Origin of the sequence: Bacteriovorax sp. DB6_IX, assembly GCF_000447775.1 — a bacterium.
Taxonomy (GTDB): Bacteria; Bdellovibrionota; Bacteriovoracia; order Bacteriovoracales; family Bacteriovoracaceae; genus Halobacteriovorax_A.
Genome location: NZ_AUNJ01000435.1, coordinates 1 through 8,518 on the forward strand (window position 1 = coordinate 1; position 8,518 = coordinate 8,518).

9 protein-coding genes are annotated in these 8,518 nt (G+C 39.3%); 6 read left to right on the plus strand and 3 right to left on the minus strand.

Annotated elements, in window-relative coordinates; translation table 11 throughout:
• Positions 1–153: 153 nt before the first annotated feature.
• The 3 genes from M901_RS13495 (at position 154) to M901_RS13505 (ending at position 3,398) form a co-directional block, all read left to right on the plus strand.
• Positions 154–1,644 (plus strand): SulP family inorganic anion transporter, encoded by a 1,491-nt coding sequence (locus tag M901_RS13495; RefSeq protein WP_021278765.1) that lies wholly within the window; start codon positions 154–156, stop codon positions 1,642–1,644.
• Between the two features lie 61 nt (positions 1,645–1,705).
• Positions 1,706–2,755 carry an agmatinase gene (gene speB, locus M901_RS13500; RefSeq protein ID WP_021278763.1) on the plus strand — a complete coding sequence of 350 codons (1,050 nt, stop codon included), beginning with the start codon at positions 1,706–1,708 and terminating at the stop codon, positions 2,753–2,755.
• A 7-nt stretch (positions 2,756–2,762) separates the two neighbouring features.
• Positions 2,763–3,398, plus strand: a complete 636-nt coding sequence (locus M901_RS13505; RefSeq protein ID WP_021278762.1) for a TIGR01621 family pseudouridine synthase — start codon at positions 2,763–2,765, stop codon at positions 3,396–3,398.
• Between the two features lie 122 nt (positions 3,399–3,520).
• Here the strand turns inward: M901_RS13505 and M901_RS13510 are convergent, their stop codons facing one another.
• Entirely contained in the window at positions 3,521–4,762 is a 1,242-nt protein-coding gene (locus M901_RS13510; RefSeq protein ID WP_021278770.1) for an AmpG family muropeptide MFS transporter, read from the minus strand.
• A gap of 117 nt (positions 4,763–4,879) precedes the next feature.
• On the opposite strand from M901_RS13510, the gene M901_RS13515 reads away from it, so the two are divergent.
• A complete protein-coding gene (locus tag M901_RS13515) occupies positions 4,880–5,698 on the plus strand; it encodes a lipoprotein (RefSeq protein WP_021278766.1) in 819 nt (272 codons plus the stop codon).
• A gap of 46 nt (positions 5,699–5,744) precedes the next feature.
• Here M901_RS13515 and M901_RS16755 read toward each other — a convergent pair whose 3' ends face one another.
• Positions 5,745–6,830: a serine protease gene (locus M901_RS16755; RefSeq protein ID WP_021278768.1), complete on the minus strand. Its 1,086-nt coding sequence runs from the start codon at positions 6,828–6,830 to the stop codon at positions 5,745–5,747.
• A gap of 202 nt (positions 6,831–7,032) precedes the next feature.
• Positions 7,033–7,263, minus strand: a complete 231-nt coding sequence (locus M901_RS13525; protein ID WP_021278761.1) for a hypothetical protein — start codon at positions 7,261–7,263, stop codon at positions 7,033–7,035.
• A 137-nt stretch (positions 7,264–7,400) separates the two neighbouring features.
• Here M901_RS13525 and M901_RS13530 point away from each other — a divergent pair, with 137 nt between their 5' ends.
• Complete coding sequence (locus tag M901_RS13530) at positions 7,401–8,138, plus strand: hypothetical protein (RefSeq protein WP_021278764.1); 738 nt, start codon at positions 7,401–7,403, stop codon at positions 8,136–8,138.
• 187 nt (positions 8,139–8,325) lie between these two features.
• A partial coding sequence (locus tag M901_RS17840) for a hypothetical protein (RefSeq protein ID WP_021278769.1) occupies positions 8,326–8,518 on the plus strand: 193 nt, incomplete at its 3' end.

Sequence of the window (8,518 nt, forward strand, 5' to 3'; positions counted from 1 at the left end):
GCATGTCTTGAGAAGGTTGCAAAAATCTTCTAGGCCCGATTTTATTTATTTGGCCTGAATGTAATTTGCGCATATTCCCGAATTTAATTTGCAATATGATTAGAATCCCTTTATTTCTATTAGGATATATTATTTAAAAAGGGAATCTCGATCATGTTTGAATTGATTAGAAAAACTCGTGCAAATCTTAAGAATGATTTGCTCTCAGGCCTAACTGTGGCCTTGGCACTCGTTCCTGAGGCCATTGCATTTGCTTTTGTTGCTGGTGTTGATCCACTTGTTGGTCTTTATGCAGCATTCTTAGTCGGTCTTATCACATCTATTTTTGGTGGACGCCCTGGAATGATCTCTGGTGCGACTGGTGCCCTTGCGGTTGTTATGGTGTCTCTTGTTGCCGAACATGGTGTTGAGTATCTCTTTGCGGCCGTAGTTCTTCAGGGGATTATTCAGATGTTGGCCGGAGCTTTTAAGCTTGGAAAATTTGTCAGAATTATTCCACATCCTGTTATGCTTGGTTTTGTTAATGGTCTGGCCATTATTATTTTCTTGGCACAACTTGGGCAATTTAAGATGGCCGATGCCAATGGTAATCTTCAGTGGCTTCAAGGTGAGGCGATGTATATTATGCTTGCCCTTGTTGCTCTAACAATGGCCATTATTCATTTCTTGCCAAAATTAACAAAGGCAATACCTTCTTCATTGGCAGCAATTCTCGTTGTGACGGGATTAGTTCAATTCTTTAATCTTAATACTCGACTTGTTATTGATATGGCCTCAGTTGCTGGTGGACTGCCAACATTCCATATCCCACAGGTGCCATTTTCAATGGAAACACTCCATATTATCTTTCCATATTCTGTGATTCTTGCGGCCATTGGTTTAATTGAATCTCTTATGACTCTTCAACTTGTTGATGAAGTGACTGAAACACGCGGGAGAGCAAATCAAGAGTGCTTTGGACAGGGACTTGCCAATCTTGTCACTGGATTCTTCGGTGGTATGGGTGGTTGTGCTATGATTGGTCAGAGTATGATTAACGTAAATTCTGGTGGACGCGGAAGAGCTTCTGGAATCAGTGCAGCGCTATTTCTTCTCTTCTTCATTGTCGCAGGTTCGGCCCTTATTGAGATGATTCCTCTTGCGGCCCTTGTTGGTGTTATGTTCATGGTTGTTCTTGGAACTTTTGAGTGGTCTAGTTTCAAGGTTCTTAATAAGATTCCTAAGTCTGATGCCTTTGTGATCATTCTCGTTTCAACAGTCACTGTTTTTACAGATCTTGCTATCGCAGTTGGTTGTGGTGTTGTTGTTTCTTCTCTTGTTTTTGCATGGAAGAAGTCTGAGAGAATTAAGTCGAGCACATATATTGATGAAAAAGGTGCGAAGCACTATGAGCTTGATGGGCCTCTATTCTTTGGTTCCGTTGAAAGTTTTAAAGATCTCTTCAATCCAAAAGATGATCCTAGTGAGATCTATATCAATTTTGAAAGATCAAGAGTATGTGATCATTCGAGTATTGAGGTCATTAATGGCATCGTTGAAAAGTATAAGCAGCAGAATAAGCTTGTCTATGTGACAAACCTCTCTGCTGATTGTGAGAGTGTTGTAAAAAAAGCTGGCAACCTCTTTGTGGCAACGGTAAAATAAAGCACAGTAATATATCTTATATTGAGGGCCCAGAGAGGCCCTCTTTTTTTAGGGGTAGACTATGAAAAGTAGTGATTTTGATCCTAATGTCAAAGCATCAAGTTCTTGTGGAATTTTTGGGCTTCCTTTTTCTGAGAGTGAATCTAAGATGGTGTACTTGCCAATACCATGGGATGTTACGACATCTTATCAGGCGGGAACAAGTGCTGGAGCTAAGGCCATTTTAAAGGCCAGTGAGCAGATTGATTATTTTGATCTTGAATATGGGGATGCCTATCTCTGTGGTCTCTATATGCAGCCTCAAAAGAAGTGGATTCAAGGTCTCAACAAGAAAACTCGTCCTAGTGCTGAGAAGATTATTGATGCTCCTGAAGAAAAGCTAGCAACTAGTAAAGTTCTTCAAAAGACCTTGGCCTCTGTCAATGCGGCCAGTGATAAATTGAATTCCGGTGTTGAGAAAATGTGTCTGGATCTACTTGATCAGGGTAAGATTCCTGTTTTGGTTGGGGGAGATCACTCAATTCCTTATGGTGCCATAAAGGCCTATGCTAAACACCATAAGAGCTTTGGAATTCTTCACTTTGATGCTCACTCAGACACACGTGATGCCTATATGGGGTTTCAACATTCACATGCCTCAATTATGAGAAATGTTGCCCAAGATATTGCTGAAGTTAAGAAAATTACTCAAGTGGGGATTCGTGATTTCTGCGATGAAGAGTTTGAGTTCACTAAGAAGAATAAGAAATTCTCTGTCTTCTATGATCTTGATATGCAGAGAAAGAAATTAGAAGGAGTGAAGTTCTCAACTTTAGCAAAGAAAATTGTCAGTACTCTTCCAAAGAAGGTCTATATCTCCTTTGATATCGATGGGCTCGATCCTAAATTTTGCCCACATACTGGAACACCGGTTCCTGGTGGACTTGATTATATGGAAGTTCTCTATATCCTTCACGAGGTTGTAAAATCCGGTCGTGTGATTATTGGTTTTGATCTGGTGGAAGTTTGTCCGGCCAAGGATAAGTCAGATGAGTGGGATGCCAATGTTGGAATGAGGTTACTCTATAAACTTAGTGCCGCTTGTTTAAGCTCACAAAAACTTATTAAGTAGGTGAGTGATGTTTGATCTTGTGAAAGTTCATGAGGACTATATCTGTATTAATAAGTATGAAGATGTGGAGTTTCATGGAAGTGGTTTAGTTGATGCTGTTAGAGAGGCCGTAGGGGGAGAGATTTATCCAGTTCATAGGCTTGATAAAATAACCTCGGGACTTCTTCTCTTTGCAAGGTCTAAAGATGTGGCCCATGAGATCTGCGACCAATTTGATCAAAGAAAAGTTGAGAAGACCTATCTCGCTCTAAGTGATGTGAAGCCGAAGAAGAAGCAGGGAAGTGTTAAGGGAGACCTTGAAAAGTCTCGTCGTGGAACATGGAAACTTAGTCGCAACTTAACAAACCCTTCTATAACACAATTTAAATCCTATTCATTTAAAGAGGGGCGACGTCTCTTTATTCTCTATCCTAAAACTGGAAAAACGCATCAGCTTAGAGTTGTGATGAAAAGCCTTGGCGCTCCTATTCTTGGAGATACGGCCTATGGTGGAAGTGAAGCTGATCGTGCTTATCTTCACTGTTTTAGAATGAAGTTTCAAATTGGGGAGCAGGTGTTTATTGAAGAGGCCCCTGCTTTAAGAGGTCTCGAATTTGATGAAGTTTTTAATAACTGCTGTACAGAAATGGGGTTGTTTAAATAGGATTTTAATTTAAAAACAACACCTTACTAGTAAACTACTTTAACTGCTGAGAAAATTCTGAAAATTCAGAAATGATTTCATGGAGATGAACGAGCTTCATCCCCACTATTGAGGAGCAGTTGTTAAGCAGCTTCTATTTTCTGTTGATCATCCATCGGAGCTATTTTCAAAAGAAGTAAGAGTCCTGGAATGGCGATTAATGTGCAGAAGACAAAGAAACTTGTCCATCCCATATGTTTTGCCATATAACCTGTTGGAGCGGAGAGTAAGCTTCTGGGAACACTCATTAGTGCCGAAAGTAGAGCATATTGAGTGGCCGTGAACTTCTTATTGGTCTGTGAGGCCATATAGGCAGCATATGCAGCAGTTCCCATTCCTCCAGATATATTTTCAAAAGCAATAACTCCTGTCAGTAGGGGAATACTAAATCCGATATTGGCCAATAGGGCGAAGCCGGCAGTTGAAACGGCTTGTAAGATTCCAAAGATCCAAAGAGATTTTCGAATTCCCATTTTATAGATGACTGAGCCCCCTACAAAAGCACCAAGTAGAGTGGCCGCAAGTCCCCAAACTTTTGTGATGGCACCGATATGAGTTTTCGTAAAGCCAAGATCCAGATAGAAGGCCGTTGTTAAAGCACTCGCCATTGTATCACCAACTTTGTAGAGGAGAACAAATCCTAGTATAAGGATTGCACTATCCCTTTTTAGGAATTCGACAAAGGGATCGACAATACTATCTTTTAGAGTTTTAGGTGGCTCGCCTTGTACCTCTGGCTCTGGCGCCCAAAGAGTCGTCAGTATTCCTGGGATCATAAAGAGAGAAATGATAAAGAAGACCATACGCCATGACATATGGTCAGACATCATAAGTGCACCACCACCAGAGACCAGCATCGCAATTCTATAACCATAGATATACATGGTTGAACCAAGACCAAGCTCTTCATCTTCAAGATATTCTCTTCTGTGAGCATCTACAACGATATCCTGAGAAGCACTAAAGAAGGCAATCAATACCGAGATAAAGATCGTAGGCCAAATATCAACCACTGGGTTTGTGAAGCCTAGGGCCGTGATACAGAGAATGAGAATAACTTGTGAGGCCAGCATCCAACCTCGACGTCTTCCTAGAATAGGGAGCTTGAATCTATCAAAAATTGGAGACCAGACAAATTTCCACGTGTAGGGTAATTGGACTAGGGTGATAAGCCCAATATTTGTGAGATCGATATTTTCTTCTTTAAGCCATGCCTGAATAAGTGTAATTGTAACTAGAAGTGGTAATCCACTTGAAAAACCTAGAAGAAAGCAGATGCTCATCTTCTTTGAGAAAATCTCTCTTAATAAATCCTTCTTACTCATTATCCCTCCCCGGACATTAAATCATCTCATTACCCTCAACTATTTGGAAAGGGAATATAGTCCGAGTTAATTAGGTGGTTAATAAACTTATGACTGGTAAATTCCGATAAATCACTGATGAAAAAGTTAACTAATATACTCTTATCTTTAATTCTCATTCAGCTTCTTATTTCATGTGGTCATGATGAATCTGATATCCTTGAACATACTCAGAGGGTGACAACTCAATCAACTGAGAACCTCAATCATTACCTCAAGTCCGTAAAAAAAGTGATTGTAGAAGTTAAGTATGAACCAGGGGCGGAGCCTTATACAGATAAGAACTTTAGGAATCGTCACTATTGGACATTCCTAGAATCAAATCTCAAGGGAATCTATGATGCGAGAGAGATGGAAGTTGAGTTGGTTGTCCCTAAAGAATTAGATGATATGGAGATGCTTCAATTACAAGAAAAAGAGAGTTGGACTGCGGATGAGATTCTCGAGCTCGCAAATAAAGCGAGTTTTACACAAAGAGATGCCACAACAGGTGTTTTCAAGGTTCTCTTTCTCAAGGGGCATTACAAGAGTGAGGGAACAGTTAAAGAATCTGTCATAGGACTTAATATTACAGGAACTGAGATCATTGCTATTTTTAAAGATGTGGTAGAAGACATGGGAAGAAAGCGTGATGATAATATTGCAAAGTTCTCTGAACAGTCGACGCTTGTGCACGAAATTGGTCATGCTATTGGACTTGTTAATAATGGGGTCACTCAGGTTGAGCCCCATCATGATTCAGAACATGGTGCTCATTGTTCAAATGAGGATTGCGTGATGTATTGGAAGAACGAGGGGGCCGCCAGTATGGTTGATTTCATACAAAAGTATTTTAGTTCTGGCTCTGAGTTAATGTTTGGTGAAAAGTGCATGAATGATCTTAAAAACTATCAATAAAAAAGGCCCAGAATATCTGGGCCTTATATATTAGAAAGTATTTTTATTAGAGATTGAGTGAAATGATAAGCTCGTCTAGCTCAAGAAATTCTTCAATGACTTCTTCGATTTCGTCTTCCTCTTCCATTTCTTCTTCATAAGTCTCTGAATAGGCCTGCGAGAACTCACTCTTGGCAGCAGTTAATTTCCCTTCGTTGTAGAGCTTAAGAGCTTCTTCAACAAGAGAGATCTTAGTTCCTGTTTCACCTCTGGCCTTTGCTGAAATACTTGAATTACAGTTTTCTCCAAATCCTGTACAAACATTCACTGAGTAGCAAGCTCTCTTTGTATCGTAGAAGTAATCTGTTTCTCCACTTACAAGAATACCGATAACCTCACCATAGAAGTTAAAGATTGGAGATCCTGAGTTTCCTGCGAATGTATCAAGATTCGTTAAGAAACGAGATGAGTCTTGATCTTTAACAACCTGTGCTCCGGCAGCGATTTTGATTGGTAGCCCCGTTGGGTGTCCAACAACAAAGATATCTTCTTTATTCTTATAATTATCAGCATCAGAGTTTAGTTTTACAGGAGTCTTATTAACTGTTTTCTTATTAAGCTTAATAACAGCATAGTCTCTTACTTGGTTGTACTCACCGGCAATAACTGTGGCACAAGAGTAAACATCGTCTTTTCCAAAATTTAGCTTCCCATCTTTTTCAGAGTTTTGATCGTAACCAAAAACCCAGTTATTCGTCATACATGAATATGTCTTTTGATTCTGTACTTTTTGTCCATATCTAAGCATACAGTGTCCGGCCGTAACGAGAAGATCTTCTCCCACTAAGAACCCTGTACAAGATGCAGCTGTTGATTGCTCTCTAAATCTCATATCATCACAAGTCTTACGACCTTGATAAGTTGTGAGGTCTCCAAAGTATTTAACTTCATATGATTGAACTTCACCATCTTCGGCCTTAACTTCTTTAATGTCATACTTGCTAAGCATTCCGGCCACTGAATTTTTGAGATTAGCATAAGGTGATCTTGATAATTCAAATCTATTATCTACTCCATAAACAACTTTCTCTACGGCCTGAGTAGGTAGGACCGATAGCGCAACAACTCCAAGTACTAATAATTTTGATTTCACATTCTCTCCAATAAAAACTCATGTGTCTTCTGCTGTAAGTTTTTGGCATCCTCCCATGTAAGAAATCAAAGGAGTAGGGCCGGTGTAACTATTACACCATGAGAAGAGATGGAGAGAACACATTCTAAGTGTTTGAAAATATGAAGGATGTCGAGGAGTTCGTCCTCAAAGTGTGAAATGACAGAATCAATGTCAGAAAATGTTAGAGCTGATTGAGCTTCTTTAAATAGTTCTGGGTCTGATTCTCAACAAAGGTATTGCGATAGTGACTTGAACTAGGTGAGTATTTCCACTTCTCTGAGCTATATTTGCTTTGACCTGTTTCGTCGAGTTTTGAGGCTATTTGTAAGGCCAGGGGCTTTTTCTCACCTGTCTTAATATCTGATTGTAGCTGAAGTGTTGTAAAAGTCGGTAATGTGTTCGAGATTTTCATTCGCCCATTATGCTTCAATTCTCATAACTTAAAGATTTTTCTTATAAAAACGGAATATTATTCGTCACTTACGCTAAATAATAAGTTTTGAGATAATATCTTGGGATAAGAAAATCTGCCCAAAACACGAGGCTTCTGTGACTTTTAGAACGATAATCTTCATTTTCACTTTTATTCTTAGTTTCAATATCAGTTTTAAGGCCATGGCCATTGAAGGTGTCTATCAGGTTATTATTAAGAAGCAGGAGCAAAAGAGACTGTCTCGCTGGAGCTTAGGAGAGTGGTTAGCTACCAAGCAACGTATCGCTTTGATGGATCAGTGGCTGGCCCTCAATACAGATTCTAATCTCTTTGAAGCTGTTTTAGATTATTCCCAACATAGCTTTTCTCCAACTATTGGGGGAGTTGAAGTAGATAAGAGTGCTAGTGTCTATAATGCCAAATTCTACCTTACAGTCTTAGGTTTTGAGTGGGAAAGAGATCACACTTCATATGGGCCAGAATTTGAGAAATATAATATCTCTCTACGCCTCTTTGGAACTTCTCAACAATCAACTCATATCAATCTACTCTACGGAGTCAAGCAGACCCGCGAAAAAGACTATGGTCACTTTGAGTCACAATTCTTTGGCTTTGATGGGGATATCTATTTGCTAAGTTTTTTAGGAGTGTCAGGCTCCTTTGAAAAACTTAGCGAAGAGGAAGTTTCTGGAGTTAAGCTTCATGGAGAGAGCTCTTCCTATGGGGCCTTTTTGGAGTTATTCTTTCTTCGCCTCTATATTGAAAATCGTAAGGAGTCTTATTTTTATCGCGGTAGTAATCGTGGTGATTTCTACAAAGAGGGTACTGCTTTTGGAGTGGCCATATACCTTTAAAGTCCCATTTTGCAAGCTTTGTGGGCAATTCTCGTGTCTCTCGCCTAGGGTTTAAGTCACTGTTTTTCTTATCTCTAAATAAGTCCGGTAAAAAATCTGAGAACAAGTTCTAAAAAATAATAGTCTTTTAATATTTCTTCATAGTTTAAATTCTTACAGACAACTAACTAATGATAAATTAGATCAGATGATTGATCTAATAGATAAAATAAGAGGGAAAACTGGACGCAGTTACAGTCTAGGTAAGGTGCTTTATAGGGACACTATTCTCTTTGTTTCTCTTTTGGCCTTCTTCTTGGTTATGATCGTCTTTCTTGGACTCTATTTTGATTACCAGCAAAATGTAAAAACCTTCTCTGGTCAATATCTTAATGAGGTTA

Excerpts from the sequence above, each read along its gene's own strand:
- M901_RS13525 (WP_021278761.1), bottom strand. The coding sequence starts at position 7,263 with ATGAAAATCTCGAACACATTACCGACTTTTACAACACTTCAGCTACAA.
- M901_RS13505 (WP_021278762.1), top strand. The coding sequence starts at position 2,763 with ATGTTTGATCTTGTGAAAGTTCATGAGGACTATATCTGTATTAATAAG.
- M901_RS13495 (WP_021278765.1), top strand. The coding sequence starts at position 154 with ATGTTTGAATTGATTAGAAAAACTCGTGCAAATCTTAAGAATGATTTG.
- M901_RS13515 (WP_021278766.1), top strand. The coding sequence starts at position 4,880 with ATGAAAAAGTTAACTAATATACTCTTATCTTTAATTCTCATTCAGCTT.
- speB (WP_021278763.1), top strand. The coding sequence starts at position 1,706 with ATGAAAAGTAGTGATTTTGATCCTAATGTCAAAGCATCAAGTTCTTGT.
- M901_RS13510 (WP_021278770.1), bottom strand. The coding sequence starts at position 4,762 with ATGAGTAAGAAGGATTTATTAAGAGAGATTTTCTCAAAGAAGATGAGC.